At 35.6% G+C, this 19188-nt stretch carries 17 protein-coding genes; 11 read left to right on the forward strand and 6 right to left on the reverse strand.

The genetic code is table 11. The annotated features are described in order from the left end of the window. Positions 1-130 precede the first annotated feature (130 nt). From rpe to R2R71_RS00830, 4 genes are all read left to right on the forward strand, one after another. Positions 131-802: a ribulose-phosphate 3-epimerase gene (gene rpe, locus R2R71_RS00815; RefSeq protein ID WP_316829336.1), complete on the forward strand. Its 672-nt coding sequence runs from the start codon at positions 131-133 to the stop codon at positions 800-802. A gap of 79 nt (positions 803-881) precedes the next feature. Beyond that, positions 882-3311, forward strand: a complete 2430-nt coding sequence (locus R2R71_RS00820) for a carboxypeptidase-like regulatory domain-containing protein (RefSeq protein ID WP_316829337.1) — start codon at positions 882-884, stop codon at positions 3309-3311. A 246-nt stretch (positions 3312-3557) separates the two neighbouring features. Next, on the forward strand, positions 3558-4631 hold the full coding sequence (serC, locus tag R2R71_RS00825; protein WP_316829338.1) for a 3-phosphoserine/phosphohydroxythreonine transaminase: 1074 nt from the start codon (positions 3558-3560) through the stop codon (positions 4629-4631). 42 nt (positions 4632-4673) lie between these two features. Beyond that, positions 4674-5624, forward strand: a complete 951-nt coding sequence (locus R2R71_RS00830; RefSeq protein ID WP_316829339.1) for a D-2-hydroxyacid dehydrogenase — start codon at positions 4674-4676, stop codon at positions 5622-5624. A gap of 108 nt (positions 5625-5732) precedes the next feature. On the opposite strand, the gene R2R71_RS00835 is transcribed toward R2R71_RS00830, so the two are convergent. The 3 genes from R2R71_RS00835 to R2R71_RS00845 form a co-directional block, all read right to left on the reverse strand. Beyond that, positions 5733-5879, reverse strand: a complete 147-nt coding sequence (locus R2R71_RS00835; RefSeq protein ID WP_316737094.1) for a hypothetical protein — start codon at positions 5877-5879, stop codon at positions 5733-5735. After that, positions 5860-6375, reverse strand: a complete 516-nt coding sequence (locus R2R71_RS00840) for a hypothetical protein (RefSeq protein ID WP_316829340.1) — start codon at positions 6373-6375, stop codon at positions 5860-5862. The genes R2R71_RS00835 and R2R71_RS00840 overlap by 20 nt, the downstream gene beginning before the upstream one ends. A gap of 167 nt (positions 6376-6542) precedes the next feature. Beyond that, the gene (locus R2R71_RS00845; protein ID WP_316737097.1) at positions 6543-7322 is read right to left on the reverse strand and encodes an SAM-dependent chlorinase/fluorinase; all 780 of its coding nucleotides are present in this window, start codon (positions 7320-7322) and stop codon (positions 6543-6545) included. Between the two features lie 103 nt (positions 7323-7425). Between R2R71_RS00845 and R2R71_RS00850 the strand changes: the two genes are divergently transcribed. From R2R71_RS00850 to R2R71_RS00865, 4 genes are all read left to right on the forward strand, one after another. After that, positions 7426-8385, forward strand: a complete 960-nt coding sequence (locus R2R71_RS00850) for a PhoH family protein (RefSeq protein WP_316737099.1) — start codon at positions 7426-7428, stop codon at positions 8383-8385. Between the two features lie 181 nt (positions 8386-8566). Beyond that, a complete protein-coding gene (locus R2R71_RS00855) occupies positions 8567-9511 on the forward strand; it encodes a phosphoribosylaminoimidazolesuccinocarboxamide synthase (RefSeq protein WP_316829341.1) in 945 nt (314 codons plus the stop codon). A gap of 35 nt (positions 9512-9546) precedes the next feature. Then, entirely contained in the window at positions 9547-9924 is a 378-nt protein-coding gene (locus R2R71_RS00860) for an STAS domain-containing protein (RefSeq protein WP_316829342.1), read from the forward strand. Between the two features lie 69 nt (positions 9925-9993). Then, complete coding sequence (locus R2R71_RS00865) at positions 9994-10899, forward strand: ribonuclease Z (RefSeq protein ID WP_316829343.1); 906 nt, start codon at positions 9994-9996, stop codon at positions 10897-10899. A 98-nt stretch (positions 10900-10997) separates the two neighbouring features. Here R2R71_RS00865 and R2R71_RS00870 read toward each other — a convergent pair whose 3' ends face one another. From R2R71_RS00870 to R2R71_RS00880, 3 genes are all read right to left on the reverse strand, one after another. After that, a complete protein-coding gene (locus R2R71_RS00870; RefSeq protein WP_316829344.1) occupies positions 10998-11951 on the reverse strand; it encodes an MlaD family protein in 954 nt (317 codons plus the stop codon). Positions 11952-12124: 173 nt separating this feature from the next. Next, positions 12125-12898: an N-acetylmuramoyl-L-alanine amidase gene (locus R2R71_RS00875; RefSeq protein ID WP_316829345.1), complete on the reverse strand. Its 774-nt coding sequence runs from the start codon at positions 12896-12898 to the stop codon at positions 12125-12127. A gap of 10 nt (positions 12899-12908) precedes the next feature. Then, the gene (locus R2R71_RS00880; RefSeq protein ID WP_316830228.1) at positions 12909-13772 is read right to left on the reverse strand and encodes an N-acetylmuramoyl-L-alanine amidase; all 864 of its coding nucleotides are present in this window, start codon (positions 13770-13772) and stop codon (positions 12909-12911) included. A gap of 75 nt (positions 13773-13847) precedes the next feature. On the opposite strand from R2R71_RS00880, the gene R2R71_RS00885 reads away from it, so the two are divergent. From R2R71_RS00885 to R2R71_RS00895, 3 genes are read left to right on the forward strand one after another with little or no spacing between them, the layout of a single operon-like run. Further along, positions 13848-16502 (forward strand): putative LPS assembly protein LptD, encoded by a 2655-nt coding sequence (locus tag R2R71_RS00885; protein ID WP_316829346.1) that lies wholly within the window; start codon positions 13848-13850, stop codon positions 16500-16502. Between the two features lies 1 nt (position 16503). Beyond that, the gene (locus R2R71_RS00890) at positions 16504-17757 is read left to right on the forward strand and encodes a competence/damage-inducible protein A (protein WP_316829347.1); all 1254 of its coding nucleotides are present in this window, start codon (positions 16504-16506) and stop codon (positions 17755-17757) included. A 47-nt stretch (positions 17758-17804) separates the two neighbouring features. Further along, the gene (locus tag R2R71_RS00895; RefSeq protein WP_316829348.1) at positions 17805-19148 is read left to right on the forward strand and encodes a dihydrolipoamide acetyltransferase family protein; all 1344 of its coding nucleotides are present in this window, start codon (positions 17805-17807) and stop codon (positions 19146-19148) included. Positions 19149-19188: the final 40 nt, after the last annotated feature.

The following is a 19188-nucleotide window of genomic DNA, read 5'->3' on the forward strand; positions in this document are numbered from 1 at the left end:
TTCAGTTTTACTGGAAGGGTTTTTTATTGCAGGCTATTATGTTTAGCAATGATTTTGTAACTTGCCGTATTCGTAAAATTGTATTATTACACCCGTTATTGATGATCATATCGGGGAAACCTTATTAAAAATGAAACACATTATTGCACCATCTATACTTTCAGCCGATTTCGGCAATTTACAACGTGATATTGAAATGATTAATAACAGTGAGGCTGACTGGATTCATTTCGATGTGATGGACGGTGCTTTCGTTCCAAATATCTCATTTGGTTTCCCTATTCTCTCAGCAATAAGACCATTAACGCAGAAGATAATTGATGCGCACTTAATGATTGTTAAACCAGAACGTTTCATCGCACAATTTGCCAAACTTGGTGCAGATCGAATAACCGTACATCTGGAAGAAAACAAACATTTACACAGAACGGTAAATGCTATAAAAGATTTAGGCGTAAAAGTTGGCGTTGCACTAAACCCACACACGCCGGTTTCGCTATTAGATGACATTATTGAAGATTTAGATTTGGTTCTCATTATGTCTGTTAACCCTGGTTTCGGAGGCCAACAATTTATCCATAACACTTATAAGAAAATAGGCGATTTGAAACATTTAATTCATGGCCGAAATGAAGAATTGATTATTCAGGTAGATGGTGGCGTTAGTTTAGAAAATGTTGCTGCCCTATCATCAGCAGGCGTTCATGCTTTTGTGGCAGGAAATGCCATTTTTGCTTCTGAAAATCCCACTGAAACAATTTCAAAGATGAAAAATCTGACCGTAAATAATTTAATTATCTAACTGTAGAATTGATTAAATTGTCAGGGTATCTAATAGCCTGAAAGGCTTGCTACATTATCATTTATCTTGATATTAAAAAATGCTCAAATTCCGGCTAATCCTTTTTTTTCTGATTGCTGCCTGTAGTTTTGCTGCAGCCCAGCCATTAGTTAGGGTATCCGGAGTAGTTTATAATGAGGAAAAGTTACCATTACCACAGGTTACTGTTTTTGTTTTAGGCCAGGGACAATCTACCGTTACTGATGAATTTGGTGTTTATACGATCTATTCTAAAACAAAAAACTTCAGTATTAAATATACCTTACTTGGCTACCAGCAGCAAACATTAAAATTAAACGAGCGTTCTGGAGCCAGGATAATACAAAATGTAAATTTAATGCCCAACATTAATGAACTTGAACAGGTTAACATTACAAATAAGCAAAATCAGCTGAGTAATACCACAACAATTAATATTGCTGACATAGCCGCTATGCCATTGGTTTCCGGAAACTTTGAAACCATGCTTAAAACATTGCCAGGCGTTTCAACCAATAATGAACTTAGTGCTCAATATAGTGTCAGGGGTGGGAATTTCGATGAAAATTTAATTTACATCAATGATGTTGAAATTAACAGGCCGGTACTCATCAGAAATGGGCAACAAGAAGGTTTGAGTTTTATTAATACCGAACTTGTTAGTAAAGCTAAATTTTCTGCTGGTGGCTTTGAAGCCAGATATGGTGATAAACTTTCTTCGGTACTGGATATCAAATATGATAAACCTGACAGCAATCAAACTATTTTAAGTACAAGTCTATTAAATACCTCGTTTACTGTTAAGAATGTTTCGAAAAAAAGCTTTCTGCTTGCTGGTTTGAGGTACAAAAACAATTCAAACGTGCTGATTAAGCAAGATGAAAAGGGGAGTTACAGTCCAAACTTTGGTGATATACAGCTGATGTACCAATATGAGTTCTCACCAAAGTTTAACGTCAGTGTTTTAGGTAATTTGAATATGGGGCAATTTAAGCTTGTTCCAACGAATAGAGAAACGCAATTTGGAACATTAAACACTACCTTACGCCTAGATGTTGATTATCAGGGCCAAGAGATTGACGATTACCAAACTTTAGGTACAGCTGTTACCGCTACCTATGTTCCAAAACCGAATCTAACAATCAAATTCATTAACAGCTATTTTAACACCACTGAAAGGGAGCGTTTTGATATTGATGGAAGCTATATTTTCAAAGAAGTTGACAACACTTTTTCAACAGGTAATTTCGGCCCAATTACTAAAAACCGAGGCATTGGCAGTTATTATAATTATGGACGAAATAGTTTAAATACAGAAATTTTCGCTTCCGAAATTAAAGCAGACCAGAACTTTAATAACCATGTATTTTCGTGGGGTTTGAAATTTGATCAATCAAGATATAACGACCGTTTAAATGAATATAATTATACCGATTCTGCCGGATATATTTTGCCCGGAAATACTAAAGGTATTGTGTTCCAAAATGTAATTAATGTAGCAAATAATATCGACATCAAAAATTATAGTGCTTACATTCAGGATAGTTATTCACTTTCAAGTCATGCTGAACTTCAACTTGGTGCCCGAACAACATATAATTCTTTAAGTAAGCAACTATTAATTAGTCCTCGCATACTAATTGCCTACAGACCAAATTCCAATAATAAAATCTTAAGGTTCACTGCCGGTGTTTATAAACAACCTCCCTCATACCGTACCATTCGCGATTTTACAGGTAACTTAAATATAAACCAAAAAGCACAAAGTTCTTATAATACTTCCATTGGTTATGATTATGCATTTGATGCTTTTGGTACCAGGTTAAAATTTACTTCAGAAGCTTATTTTAAATATTCAGATAGGCTTATTCCTTATAAAACAGATAATTTGCGAATTAAGTATCTGGCAAATGAGGTTTCAAGAGGTTATGCATACGGAGCCGATTTTAGCATTGGTGGTGAATTTGTAAAGGATTTGGTTTCATTTTTCCGGATGTCGGTAATGCATGCTAATGAAGATATTATAGGTGATAGCTATGTTCAAAATGGCCAAACTATATATCCAGGCTATTTAAAACGGCCAACTGATCAAAGACTTAATTTTTCCGTTTTTTTTCAAGATAGGTTATTAAACAGTCCTACTTATAAAGTGCATCTTAATGCACTTTATGGCTCACGATTGCCAATTGGACCGCCCCAAACAAGTAGGTATATGGATAAATTCTATATACCATCCTACAAAAGGATTGATATAGGTTTTTCGAAAGATTTTCTTGATGATGCCGCTTTACATAAACCCAGGTTTCTGGATAAGAATTTCAGCTCTGTAATTCTCTTTTTCGAGGTATTTAATATGCTTAACATCAATAATACGGTTTCCTATTTATGGCTTAAAGATGTTGATAATGTCCACTACGCGATTCCAAATTACCTAACAGCAAGACAGTTTAATTTAAAGCTGATTGTAAAATTGAAAAACAAAACAAACTAACACTGGAATTTAAAGATTCATCACTGCAGTGGCAGATCAGACAGCAGAATTCTAAAGACTGCTTTTACCGCTTTACAAATATTTAAAAAAGCAAAAAATAGGTTAAACGTTTTAATTGCAAAAACAGCAACAAAAGCTGGGTTTCAAGCCTTTTTTTTAACAAAATTTAATTTTTTATGATACGATTTTCTACCTATTAGTGCTTTAAAAATTTTACATTTACGCCGTAACGATTTATATAATAAGATGAAGCATAATTTTGGCGCAGGCCCTTGTATTTTACCTCAAGAAGTGTTTAAACAAGCTGCACAGGCAGTTTTAGATTTTAACGATGGATTATCGATTTTAGAGATTTCGCACAGAACAACCGAGTTTGAGGCAGTTGTTGCAGAAACTGAAAAGTTGGTTAAAGAGTTATTAAACGTGCCATCGGGTTATTCCGTTTTATTTTTACAAGGCGGTGCAAGTTTGCAATTTGCTATGGTGCCAATGAATTTATTGGGCGATGGACAAACTGCGAGTTATTTAGATTCTGGTGTTTGGGCTACTAAAGCTTTAAAAGAAGCAAAGTTTATAGGTAGTGTGAATGTGGTAGCATCTTCTAAAGAAGCAAACTATACTTTCATTCCTAAAGATTTCGAAATCCCGACTGATAGTGCTTATTTCCACTACACTTCTAACAACACGATTTACGGTACAGAGCTTTTTGATGTACCTGCAACTAATGTTCCTGTTGTTTGTGATATGTCTTCGGATATTATGAGCCGCGTAATAGATGTATCGAAGTTTGATTTGATTTATGCTGGTGCACAAAAAAATGTTGGTCCGGCGGGTTTAACAATAGCAATTGTTAAGGATGAAGTTTTAGGTAAAATCGACCGTAAAATTCCATCGATGTTAAATTATCAAGCTCATATTGATAATGGTTCGATGTACAATACGCCACCGGTTTTCTCAATTTATGTAGCTTTATTAAATCTTCGTTGGTTAAAATCTAAAGGTGGTGTTGCGGAAATTGAAAAAGAAAATAAGCAAAAAGCTGAAGCGCTTTACAGAGAAATAGATCGTAATCCTTTATTTAAAGGAACTTGTGCCGTTGAAGACCGTTCAAGAATGAATATCTGCTTTGTAATGGAGAATCCGGAATTGGAAAAACCATTTTTAAAGTTAGCAGAAGAACAAGGTATAGTTGGCATAAAAGGGCATAGAAGTGTCGGTGGTTTCCGTGCATCTATGTACAATGCTTTACCAATTACGAGTGTACATGCCTTAATTGATGCGATGCAAACATTCGAAGAAATTCAAGCAAAAGCAAATTAGAATTATTAAAAACGTAGTGTAACTGTGCTATCATCCATAACAATGATTAAAATATTAGCAAACGATGGGATTGACCCAATCGGAAAAGAATTATTAGAAAAAGCAGGTTTTCAGGTTGATACTGAAACTATTCCACAAGAACAACTAGCTGAAGCTTTAAAAAATTATGATGCCATAACTGTTCGCAGTGCAACAAAAGTGAGAAAAGAGCTTATTGATGCTGTTCCAAATATTAAATTAATTGGTAGGGGTGGTGTTGGTATGGATAATATTGATGTTGAATATGCCCGTAATCAAGGTGTTGCTGTTGTGAATACGCCAGCAGCTTCTTCATTATCTGTTGCTGAATTGGTTTTCTCTCACTTATTTACTGGCATTCGTTTTTTACAGGATGCTAACCGAAAAATGCCAATTGAAGGTTCTACTCAATTTAATAATCTTAAAAAAGCTTATGCTAAAGGAACTGAATTAAGTGGTAAGACTATAGGTATAATCGGTTTCGGACGTATTGGTCGTGCTACGGCTAAGGTTGCTTTAGGTTTGGGTATGAATGTTTTGGCATATGATTTATATGCTTCAGAATCTGAAATTACTTTAGACTTTCAAGGTGGTAAATCGGTAAGTATTCCAATAAAAACAGTTTCTTTAGATGAAGTAATTTCTGGAAGTGATTTCTTGAGTTTACATACACCTTTTGCTGATAAACCTATTTTGGGAGCAGAAGAATTTGCTAAAATGAAAAACGGAGTGGGTATTGTAAATTGTTCTCGTGGTGGAACAATTGATGAACCAGCTTTAATTGAAGCGATAGATTCTGGTAAAGTTGCTTTTGCAGGTTTAGATGTATTTGATAATGAACCTACGCCTCTTGCAGCAATTTTAACGCACCCTAAAATTTCTCTAACACCACACATTGGTGCATCAACAAACGAAGCACAAGAACGTATTGGTACAGAATTGGCAACACTAATTATTGAGCATTTTAAGAAATAAATTATTTTCGTCACTCTGAATTTATTTCAGAGTCTCCCTTTATATAGATGCTGAAATAAATTCAGAGTGACGATCTTATAAAAAGGCCAACTGTTTAGTTGGCCTTTTTTAATCCGATGCATTCGTTGTTACCCAATAACGATAGCCCAAAATAGCTTTTTGAATATTTGTTAGCTTACTTGGGTCTTTCTTATATAAGCTTGGTAAGATGATTTTGTTAATCTTTGCCAAAGCCTTAAACAATCCTTTTTTCATAATTTTTGATTCTTTTGTTGAAGAAGTAAAATCCTCCAAGTATAATTAATATTAAAAAAGCGATGATGTATGTTGATATTCTCTGGCCATTATGCTTTGCTGCGTTTCTGAGTTCTTCATTTTGATCTTGAAGTTTTTTGATAGAACGCATATAATTTTCTATCCTCTCCTGCGAATTATCTGCTACAGCAACTTTTTGTTCATTTTGTAAATCTTTGTAATCCATTAATACTTTCAATTCTTTGAAAATATTATTGTCTGTTAAAACCACCTGACGGAGAATTTCATTTGAATTTTTGATATCCTTTCTGGTCTGCCAACCAAATATTCCGGTTCGTTGGTTCAAGCTTTCATCATATTGACCAAACTTTTGACTTCGTTCTGTTAATAGTGAATTTACCTTTACTCGCTGTGCGGCATATGCTGTTGTATCTTGTTGTGCAAAAACGTGAAAATTCAAGAATAAGATAGTAAGCAGATAAAAATATTTCTTCATGAATTATAAACGTGAAAAGAGTAGAAGTTGTTTGAAACTTAGTTAAATGGAATTCATTGGTTTGCAAGGTTTCATCAATGGCGACCGTATATTGGTGACTCTCAGTATAAATACTATTTAAGCTACCAGACTAGTGAACAATTAAACCAATAAACTGCTGAACTAAACTAAGGATGAAACTCTACCCGAACAATATCGCCTAAATGCAAACCAAGTAAGCCACTCGCTTTACCTTTATTTATGGCGATTTCAAGATGATTGCTGATACCGAAGAGGCACAATTTTTCTCCTTCAGATACTTCGTTGTAATGCCAGCTTAATTGGGTAATGGTTTCGCTTTTTCTAAAATACAAGGTGAAATCTCGATTTTTTTGAATTCTGGTAAATAAGTCTTTCGTAATATTGGTAATCACATTGCAAAAGGTATCAATGTAAACAACGCTTCCACGAATGATATCTCGCTCTATAACAGGATGCAAAAGCATCTTCTGTTCAATCTCTGCTACAGGTAATCCAATATCTTTTAATTTACCACCTTTGGCCAAATGAGTTGCCGCCTTTACAAAAATATCAACCAAAGGAAAGTGAAGGTATTTCAAATCCTGCATAATATTTAGTTCAACAACTTCTTCAGGCAATTCATCAAATAGCAAAGAAAAAATGCCATTATCTGCACCTACAAAATAATGTTCGCGATGTTTAACCGCTATATATTTTGTATTTTCACTATAAACAGAATCTATTCCAATTAGATGTACTGTGTTTTTAGGGAAATAAGGGTAAGCATTCTTTAGAACAAATGCCGCATACGAAATATTAAATGAAGGAACTTCATGGGTTATATCAACTAAATTAACATTAGGCATAAGACTTAACAGGCTACCTTTAAGGGCGCTCTGGTAAAAATCTTTCGAACCTAAATCTGTTGTTAAAGTAATTATCCCCATTAAAAATTCATTATTATTGCTTATTCTTGTGTGGAGGCGTAAGCGTCTGCAAATATTCAAATTTTAATTAATATAGCCCGATAACTTTTTAAAATACTATAATTTGAACGAATTAAAATTAACACTGGATAGCGTAAATCCTGCTCATTTTTGGGGAGCAAATAATGAGAATTACGAAATGATTAAAGGTTCGTTCGCCAAATTAAAACTGGTTGCGAGAGGTAGTGAAGTTAAGGTACTAGGTGATGAACAGGAACTTAAGGCTTTTGAGGAAAAGTTTAATCAACTTGTAACGCATTTAGAAAAATACAGCTCTTTAACCAATAACGATGTAGAATCAATACTTGGTGCAAAAGCAAGCGGCGTAGCAAAAAAAGATGTTGAACAGCCAACTGGTGGTGGTGGAGAAGTTATTGTTTTTGGTACAAATGGATTATTAGTTAAAGCAAGAACGGCTAACCAGCGCAAAATGGTGAGTAGCATTGCAAAAAACGATATTCTCTTTGCAATCGGCCCTGCCGGAACTGGAAAAACCTACACAGCAGTAGCTTTAGCTGTTCGAGCTTTAAAGAACAAGGAAATAAAACGAATTATTTTAACTCGTCCGGCGGTTGAGGCGGGGGAAAATCTTGGATTCTTGCCAGGCGATTTAAAAGAAAAAATTGACCCGTATTTACGTCCGCTATACGATGCCTTGGATGATATGATTCCAGCAGAAAAACTGAAATTTTACATCGAAAACCGAACGATTGAAATTGCACCATTAGCCTTTATGCGTGGGCGTACTTTGGATAATTGTTTTGTAATTTTAGATGAGGCGCAAAATGCTACCGATATGCAGTTGAAAATGTTTTTAACTCGTATGGGGCCAACCGCCAAGTTTATTGTTACGGGTGATGTTACTCAAGTCGATTTACCGAAAAAACAAATGTCTGGCTTGTTTAATGGCTTACGTATTTTGGAAGACATTAAAGGCATTGATATTATTTATCTAAGCGGAGAAGATGTTGTTCGTCATAAATTGGTGAAAGATATCCTTAAAGCTTACGGGGATATTCAGTAGATGGCCGATGTGAGATGGATGATGTAAAATGCAGGGAAGAAGATGTCAGAATTTTCTAAAACATTTTTGTTTTACATCATCCGTCTCAAATTATTCTTCGGTTTTTTCTAGCAACCTATATCTGCGGACTTCTGACTCTAGTCTTCGCACTTTCGGACTTTTTCCCTATTTTTATACCCTCATGAAAGCACTAAAAGAAACCCATTTTAATTTCCCAAACCAAAGCAATTTCTATAAAGGTAAAGTACGTGATGTATACACTATAGCCGATCAATTTATGGTTATGGTAGTATCAGATCGTATTTCTGCATTTGATGTAGTTTTAACAGAAGCCATTCCGTTTAAAGGACAGGTTTTAAATCAAATTGCAGCAAAATTTCTATCAGCTACCCAGGATATCGTTCCTAACTGGGTTCTGTCCGTACCTGATCCAATGGTTACCATTGGTCGTATTTGCGAGCCATTTAAAGTAGAAATGGTTATCAGAGGTTATCTGGCAGGACATGCATGGAGAGAATACAGTGCCGGAAAACGTTCGGTTTGTGGTGTTTCCTTGCCTGATGGCTTAAAAGAAAACGATAAACTTCCTCAACCAATTATTACCCCTACAACAAAGGCGGCTGTTGGTCATGATGAAGATATTTCTAAAGAAGATATCCTGGCTAAGGGAATTGTTTCTTTAACTGATTATGAAAAATTAGAAGAATATACTTACGCTTTATACCAGCGTGGAACCGAAATAGCAGCAAAAAGTGGTTTAATTTTAGTTGATACGAAATACGAATTTGGCAAAGCCGATGGTGTTATTTATTTAATTGACGAAATTCATACCCCTGATTCATCACGCTATTTTTATGCCGAAGGTTATGAAGAACGCCAGAAGGCTGATGAGCCGCAAAAACAACTATCTAAAGAATTTGTAAGAAAGTGGCTAATTGAAAATGGTTTTCAAGGTAAAGACGGGCAAACTGTTCCGGAGATGACACCTGAAATAGTTAACTCAATTTCTGAAAGGTATATTGAGCTTTATGAAAAGATTGTAGGAGAGGACTTTATAAAAGCCGATGCTGATGCAATTTCAAATCGTATAGAAAGCAATGTTTTAAAGGCTTTGGAAACCCTTTAAATTTTTATACATTAGTAGAATAAAGATTAGAAGAGATGAAATTTTCAGTAGATAAACACGATAAATATGTAACACTGAAGCTTAAAGAGCCTAAGTTTACAAATGATAATGCACCAGGGTTAAAATCTGAATTATATTTACTCAATGCAGAAGGCTTCAAGAATATCATTGTTGATTTAAGCCATGTAAAAGAATGTACTGATGCTCAGGATTTAAGTAGCTTATTAGTTGGCGACAGGCTTTGTAAATCGGCAGGGGGATTATTTATCGTTACGGGAATTAACGATGAGCTGGCACCAATAATCGAATTATCAAACATATTTCAATCTGTAACGTTTGTTAATACATTAGAAGAAGCAACAGATTTCATCTTTATGGATGAACTTGAAAAAGAATTCAGAGGCGATAAATAACCTATCATTAAATAAAAATTAAGCCTCGTAGTTTTCTATAATCTACGGGGCTTTTTATATCTTACCAATATGAAATTTGAAGTTACAATTTTAGGAAGCAGTTCTGCAACACCTGTATTTAACAGGAATCCATCAGCACAGCTTTTAAATTGTAATGAAAAATATTACTTAATCGATTGTGGTGAGGGAACACAACAACAACTCACGCGGTATAACCTGAAAGCCGCACGAATCGATTATATTTTTATCAGTCATTTACATGGCGACCACTATTTTGGCCTAATCGGCTTACTTTCAAGTCTCCACCTTAATGGCAGGATTAAACCCATGCAAATTTTTGGCCCCAAACCACTGCTCGAAATTCTGGAAATTCAGTTTAAATACTCCGATACGGTTTTACGATACCCGATAGAGTTCTATCCGATTGAAGCAGATAAATCCAGACAGATTTTCGAGAACCAGGATCTGCTGGTAAAAACCATCGTTCTTAATCATCGTATACCAACTACAGGCTTTATTTTTCAGCAAAAACGCAGACAGCGAAAACTGATTAAAGATAAAGCAGAAGAAATTCCGATGGCTTATTATACAGCTTTAAAAAAAGGAATCGATGTTGAACTGCCAGATGGAGAAATTTTAAAAAGTGAAGATTATACCACCGCTGCTGACGAACCACGAAGTTATGCATACTGTTCGGATACAATGTACGATGAAAGGTATTTTTCAATGATAAAAGATTGTGATACACTCTATCATGAGGCCACATTTATGCACGATCTTTTGGATAGGGCAAATGAAACGCATCATACAACCGCACTACAAGCGGGCGAAATAGCAAAGCTTAATAACGTAAAAAAATTATTGATTGGCCATTTCTCATCACGTTATAAAACACTACAAATGCTTTTGGAAGAAACACAATCTGTTTTTGAAAATACCGATTTAGCAGTTGAAGGTAAAACCTTTCAGCTCTAGTTCCATCCATTTATTGCTCACTAAGAAATCTTCTTACTATAAAAAATAAAAGCCTTCCAGTAAACTGAAAGGCTTTCGGCATTATATTAAATTAATTATTACTTATCTTTTTTATTTCCACCGCCAAATACAGAGAAGTGAACATAGCGTTTTGGATTAGCCTTTAAATCAATCATCAGTTCATCAAGATTTTTTGAGGCATTATTCAGGTTGTTATACATTTTATCGTCATTTAACAACTGACCCAAAGAACCTTTACCGCTTTTAATACCAGAAATAACAGTTTGTAAATCGGCAATGGCATTATTTGCATTGTCTAAGGTTTCTTTAAAATTAGCAGCAGCGAACTTATCAGTAACGGTATTAATATTTGTTAAGATATCGCTGATTTTTTTATTATTGTTATTCAGGTTTGCTGTAATGCCTTCAACATTTTTAAAAATCGCATCAATACGGGCACTTTCTGAACCAACCAAACCATCAACTTTCTTCGATGTGGTTTCCAGTGAGGCAAGGGTACCGGCAATACTGCTAAAGCTTTTATCAACATTTTTTTGAAAATTCGGATTTAAAATAGAGTTCACACTGCTTAAAATAGAATCCATTTTACCGATAATTAATTCAGCCTTTTTCTGAACCGGCTGAACCTGCTCCATCAAACCTTTCTCTACATTCGCATTCAAGGTAAAACCATCTTCAGCCATTTTCTTCGAATCGCCAAGCGACATTACAATCGCTTTGCTACCTAAAAGGTCAGTACCCTCTAAACGGGCAATACTATTTTCAGGGATTTCATATTTACTGTTGATGCTTAATGTGGCAATGATAGTCCCGTCGTTTTGCAATTCTAATTTTGCAACCCTTCCAATCTGGTATCCATTAATTAATACTGGTTTTGAAACTGTTAATCCATCAACGCGTGTGTAACGGGCAAATAATTTAGTTTCGGTAGAAAAAATAGAGTTTCCTTTTAAAAAGTTATATCCAATAATTAACAAAGCAATGGCAAATGCAGCTAATATACCTACTTTGGTTTCGTTCTTAATCTTCATGTTGTTTTATTTAATGGCTACAAGTGCTAAAATTAGTAATTATTACTTGCTTGAGCGTAATTCTTAGTTTATTGCGGTTAAATATGTAATTGCTATTACATAATATTAAGTCAGGCATTTTTGTTTGGCAATATTTCTTTTTAGTTAAAACGACTAACATTTATAATGCCAGTTTATTTTACTTCTATATTTTTCTTATACGTTTTTATGGCGGCAAGAATCGATTCAGCAATTTCATCCTGACCTTTTTCCGAGTTAATGTATTTTTCTTCTTCTTTATTTGAAATAAAACCAACCTCTGTTAATACTGCCGGCATCCCACATCTTTGTAATACCAGTACACCTTGCTCTTTTACACCGCGACTTAAACGTTCATCACGATTGATATAGCTGTTCTGTATTAATTTCGCAAATTTAATGCTTTTATCGCGAAAGGCATTTTTTAATAATGATAAAAGAATATTAGCCGTTGGATTATTCGGATCATAACCTTCGTACTTACTTTTGTAGTTTTTTTCCAGTTTAATATCGGCATTTTCCCTTATTGCGGCATCCTGCTCCTTTAAACGATGCGAGCCAGCTACAAGTGTTTCTACACCTTTAATATGCTTATTTCCCGGAGGCATAGAATTACAATGTACCGAAATAAATAAATCGGCATTTGCCTCATTAGCAATTTCTGCCCTGCGATCTAAATCCACATCAACATCTTTTGTTCGGGTATAAATGACTTTAATATCGGGTAATTCTTCCTTTATTTTAGCACCAAGTTTAAGTGCCACTTTTAAAGAAATATCCTTTTCGGTAGAAAAACTTCCAGATGCGCCAGGTTTTCGACCACCATGACCGGCATCAATTACAATCGTTTTTATCCTGTAACCCTGAGCAAGGCTTAGCTGAACAAAAATAAAACTTAAAAGAAACGTGATTAAGAGCTTAGTCCTCATTTAAAGGTGATTAGAATGACGCTTCTGCTAAACGTTTATAATTTTTTATAGCTTTGATAATTCCGCTAACGATTTCATTTTGCCCTTCAGGAGAGTTCATGTAATCTTCTTCCTCCGGATTACTCACAAAACCAATTTCGGTAAGTACTGCTGGCATCGAAGCCCGGGCAAGTACCGCAAGGCTCTTTTCCTGAACACCACGGTTAATTCTACCGGCATTGATGTATTCCTGCTGGATCATTGAGGCAAATTTAAGACTTCTATCGCGATTGGTTTGCTTCATAATAGAAACCATGATGTCGTTTTCAGGTGTATTAGCGATAAAACCTTCATAATTCTTCTGATAGTTATCCTCTAAAAACATCGATGCATTCTCCCGTTTGATTACCTCGTCCTGCTCATCCATACGTCCCATACCCGATACAAAAGTTTCTGTTCCCCGGGTTGATGTACTTTTTGACGTTACCGTGCGGTAAACAGGTATCTTTCTGCCCTTAACTTTTTTGTAATAATCTACCACACGCGATACACGAACAGGCATATCATTCAGGTGAATTGAAATAAATAAATCGGCTTTGGCATTATTCGCAATATTAATACGTTCGTACAAGGGAATAAATACGTCTGTTTGACGGGTGTAGATAACTTTCACATCTTTTAAGCTATCCTGTAAAGCTTTGCCAAGGTTTAAAGCGGTCTTTAACGCAACATCTTTTTCTTTTGAATAAACACCGTGTGTGGCGCCATCTTTACCGCCGTGGCCAGCATCAATTACAATTGTTTTAATTTTATATTCCTGCGCAAATACTTGATTATCAATTGAATTAAGTAAAACTAAACAAATAATAAATGTTAAAAGGTTTTTAAGATACATCAATGGTATATTTTTCACTAATTTTGAACGTTTTTGATTAAACATTTTGTGCAAAAATAACATTCAAATACGAATTTGAAACTTCTTAGCAACTCTATTTTATTATTTTCTGTCATTTTATTAACACTCAGTGTTAGTAAAGCTAACGCATTTTCTGCACTTTCATTGCAGCAGGTTATCCAACAAGACACAACTAAGAAGGATACTTCTAAAGTAATAACTAAAAACAATAGCGATCTTGATAAAAAAATCGAGTATAAAGCACGCGATTCGGTAAAGATGAGTAAGGATAAAAATATTATTTATCTATACGGAAATGCCCGCGTTATATACGGTGATTTTGAGCTCGATGCTGATTATATCAGGTATGATCAGAAAAATAATTTAATTTTTGCCAGCGGAACTGTTGACCCGAAAACTAAGCGTTATGTAGGAAAACCGATATTTAAATCGGGTGCAGAGGGTACGGCTATGGCCGATTCTTTATATTATAATTCGACAACTACAAGGGCAAAGGTTTTTGGTGTTTTCTCTGAGCAGGAGGGTGGTTATTTCTCTGGTGGACAAAGTAAAAAACAGGCAGATAATGAAGTACACATTAAAAATATGATGTACAGCACCTGTAATTTACCTCATCCACATTTCGGTTTAATGATTAGCAAAGGAATTGCTACAGAGAAAACCATTATTACGGGGCCGGTTTATATGAAAATTGAGGATGTTTCTACACCTTTTGCGCTCCCTTTTGCCTTTTTTCCCAAACAAAATAAGCGAACTTCAGGTATTATGCTGCCCACGCCAGGTGAAGATGCTACCCGCGGTTTCTTCCTTCAGAACTTTGGTTATTACCTGGGTTTAAATGATTACTGGGATGCAAAATTTTTAGGAACAATTTATACCAATGGTTCGTACGAAGGTTCCTTACAAAGCAATTACACCAAGCGATATAAATTTAATGGAGGTATCAACATTAATTATGCAAGTACAAGAAATGGTGTGCAGGGATTGGAAGATATTCAGAAAAACTTCCGTATTGGTTGGACACACAGTCAGAACCCAAATGCAAATCCTGGTACCACTTTCAGCGCAAGCGTAAATTTAAGTTCAAGCACATATTATACCGGAACAGCTGCAAATGCAACTTACGATCAAAATGCAATCGCGAGAAACAGTTCAACAAGTAGTATAGCTTATTCAAAAGTATTAGCAGGCGGTTTATTTAACTTTAGTACTGCTTTAAGCGCAAACCAGACTTTTAGCACAAGGGAAATAGCCTTACAATTGCCAACCGTGAACTTAAATATGTCAACCATCAGTCCGTTTGATTCTAAGAACAGAACCGGTGAACAAAAATGGTATCAGAAAATTACGGTTGGTTATAGCTTGCAGGGTAATAACAACATCACTACAAAAGATAGTATTTTATTTAAACCCGAAGGTTTGAGAAAGCTTCAAACAGGTTTTCAGCAAACTATTCCCATAGGGATGAACTTTACCTTACTAAAGTATTTAACTTTTAGCATGGGTGGTACATATAATGAAGTATGGAACTTTCAAAGTATTAATAAACGGTACACTGTTTTTACTGATGGTAGTTATACTTCGAGAATTGATACCGTTAGTGGCTTTAAAAGAGGTGGAAGTTATAATCTTTCCACTAGTATGTCGACCAAAATTTACGGTAAAACCAAGGAGTTTAAAAACTTAGGGAATATTAAGATGTTAAGGCATGTGATGACCCCAAGTGTAAGTTTTACGTATTCACCTGATTTTACGACAGAAGCTGCAGGTATTTATAAAGAAGCACTTGATCAGAATGGGCATAAAATAATAAATACAACGACGGGCCTACCGTTAACCTATTCAATTTTTGAGCAAAGTGCATTCCCAGGTTCGTTTTCTGGTAGACAGGCATCTATAGGTTTTACGGTAGACAATACAACGGAATTAAAAGTCCGATCAAAGAAGGATACAACCGGTACAGGCGAGAAAAAAATTCCGATTATTCAGGGCTTGAGTTTTAGCGGATCTTATAATTTTTTGGCTACGAGGAGAAAGTTATCTGACATCAGTTTTAGTGGTCGCTCACAGTTTACAGATAAGTTGGGCATAACTTATAATGGAACTTTTAACCCATATGTTCTTCGCGATTCGATAAATGGTAGTGTCACTACAAAAAAAGAGATTGACCGTTATTTCTGGCAGGATAAAAAAATCTTACCAAGGTTAGAACGCATTGGGTTCTCATTTGATTACAATTTTAATGCTGATGCACTTAAAAAGAAGAATGATGCTTACGACAAAACCAAAGATCAGATTGAGAAACAAGGCATGACCCCATTGCAATCTGAACAACTTAATGCCATAAACCGTGACCCTAACGCTTTCGTGGATTTTAATATTCCATGGAATTTTGCTTTCTCTTATAGATTTGACTATTCGAATATTTTAGGTGTATCTACCATTACCAATACTTTAAATTTTAATGGTGATTTTAATTTAACACCTAAATGGAAATTTACATTCAACTCTGGTTACGATTTCAAAAATCAGGGTTTAACACCAATGACAATTGCCATTTATCGCGATTTGCATTGCTGGGATATGAGTGTGAACTGGATTCCTTACGGAGCATATAAAAGTTATTCCGTTACCATCAAGGTTAAAGCATCAATACTACAAGACTTAAAACTAAGTAAAAGACAAGGATTTTACAGTACAGGATACTAATATGTTAGCCGAAATCATAACCATTGGCGATGAAATTCTCATCGGCCAGATTGTTGATACCAATTCTGCCTGGATGGCACATCAATTAAATTTAATTGGTGTATCCGTGAAGCAGGTTACTTCAGTTTCTGATGATGAAAACCATATTTTACAAACTTTAGCTGATGCAGAACAAAGAGCTGATATCATTTTAATTACCGGAGGTTTAGGCCCCACCAAAGATGATATCACCAAGAAAACACTTGCCAGGTATTTTGATATGGGTTTCCGCAGAGATGAGGGCGCTTTGGAAATGGTGCGACAGATTTTCGAAAAGTTTAAACGTCCGCTGATAGATATCAATATGCAACAGGCCGATGTTCCGGATGGTTGCGAAGTAATTGTAAATAAAAACGGTACGGCGCCTTGCATGTGGTTTGAAAAAAACAATAAAGTTTTTGTTTCGATGCCTGGCGTTCCTTACGAAATGATGTACTTAATGGATGATGAAATTCTTCCCAGGCTTAAATCCCGATTTAAGTTGCCAGCCATCATTCACAAAACTATTCTTACGGCAAGCATTGGAGAATCGTTTTTAGCAAAGGAAATTGAAGAGATAGAAGATAGCTTACCATCGCATATTAAGCTGGCTTATTTACCTAAACTTGGTCAGGTGCGTTTGCGTTTATCTGCTAAAGGCGAAAACGAAGAAGCCTTAAAAGCTGAAGTGGAAAATTATGCCCAACGCATTATTGGTAAGGTTAAAAAATTTGTCGTTGTAGACGAAGATATTCCGATGGAGAAAGCCATTCTGAATATTATGAAAGAAAAGGGTTTAACACTATCAACCGCAGAAAGCTGTACAGGAGGCTATATTGCGCACCTGATTACACAACATCCTGGTTGTTCATCGGTATATTGGGGAGGTGCAGTAGCTTACGCATATGAATTAAAGGAATCTATTTTAGGCGTAAAGGCGCAAACGCTAAGTAACTTCGGGGCAGTTAGTGAGGAAACCGTGTCCGAAATGTCGGAAGGGGCAATAAAGCATTTTAAAACAGATTATTCCATTGCTGTTAGCGGCATTGCTGGTCCTGATGGAGGAACTGCGGATAAACCCGTGGGGACTGTCTGGATCGCAATTTCTTCGAAAACTAAAACTGTAGCTAAAGTGTTTAATTTCAGCAACAAACGTATTCAAAATATAGAGCGTTCGGCAGCAGCAGCGCTAGCAATGTTATTAAATCTACTTAGAGAAGACCTATACAAAGAATAAAAACTGTATTTTTGTCGCGTTACCAATATATAATACTGTAATTTAATATGGCTCAATACGAACTATTGTTACCAAAAATGGGTGAAAGTGTTGCAGAAGCAACGGTGATTAAATGGGTAAAACAAATTGGCGATTCTATCGATTTAGATGACACCATTTTAGAAATAGCGACTGATAAGGTGGACTCTGAAGTTCCATCGCCTGTGGCAGGTAAATTGGTAAAACAATTGTTTAATGAAAATGATATTGCCCAGGTTGGTGATGTGATTGCCATTATTGAAACCGACGGTGAGGGCGAAACTAAAGTTGAAGAAACTATTATTCCTACTGTTACGGTTGAAGTAGAAAAAACAGAAGCAATTCCGGGAATAGCGCAACTTCCTGTAGAAAAAGTAACGCAAAGTCAAACAGATTTTACTTCTTCAGATCGTTTTTATTCGCCATTGGTAAAAAGCATCGCCGCACAGGAAAATATATCGCTCGAAGAATTAGATAACATTAAAGGTTCGGGTGCTGATGGCCGTTTAAATAAAGACGATTTATTAGCTTATCTTTCGACTAAAAACGAAGGCAAAACGAGTATAGCTACCCCTGTAGTTGCTCCTAAAAATGATAAAGGAGTTAATACACCTGCAACTGCTGAATCTATACCGCCTAAAACCTCTACAACATCTGTTTTGGGTGGCGATGAAATTATAGAAATGGATCGAATGCGCAAACTTATTGCCGATCATATGGTAATGAGTAAAAGTACTTCACCACATGTAACTTCTTTCGTAGAAGCCGATGTAACAAACCTCGTTTTATGGCGTAATAAGGTTAAAAATAGCTTTGAAAAACGTGAGAATGAAAAAATTACCTTTACACCAATTTTTGTTGAGGCAGTAGCGAAAGCAATAAAAGATTTTCCTTTAATAAATGTTTCGGTTAACGGAACACAGATTATTAAGAAAAGAGATATTAATATTGGTATGGCAGCAGCATTGCCGAGTGGAAACTTAATTGTTCCGGTAATTAAAAATGCCGATCAATTAAACCTGGTTGGGTTAACAAAAGCAGTTAATGATTTAGCAAACAGGGCAAGAATTTCCAAACTTAAGCCCGATGAAACGCAAGGCGGTACTTTTACATTAACCAATGTGGGTTCTTTTGGAAATGTAATGGGAACGCCAATTATTAACCAGCCACAGGTAGCTATTTTAGCCGTTGGTGCAATTAAAAAGAAGCCAGCCGTTTTAGAAACTGAACATGGCGATGTGATTGCGATCCGTCATATGATGTTCCTGTCATTATCTTACGATCATAGGGTTGTTGATGGTTCCCTGGGTGGAATGTTTGTACGCAGGGTTGCTGATTATTTAGAAAACTGGGATTTTAACCGAGAAATTTAACCCGGTCTAAAATATTTTCAGAAAAGCCAGACTATTGAGT

Origin of the sequence: Pedobacter aquatilis (genome assembly GCF_032678405.1) — a bacterium.
Lineage (GTDB): Bacteria > Bacteroidota > Bacteroidia > Sphingobacteriales > Sphingobacteriaceae > Pedobacter > Pedobacter aquatilis_A.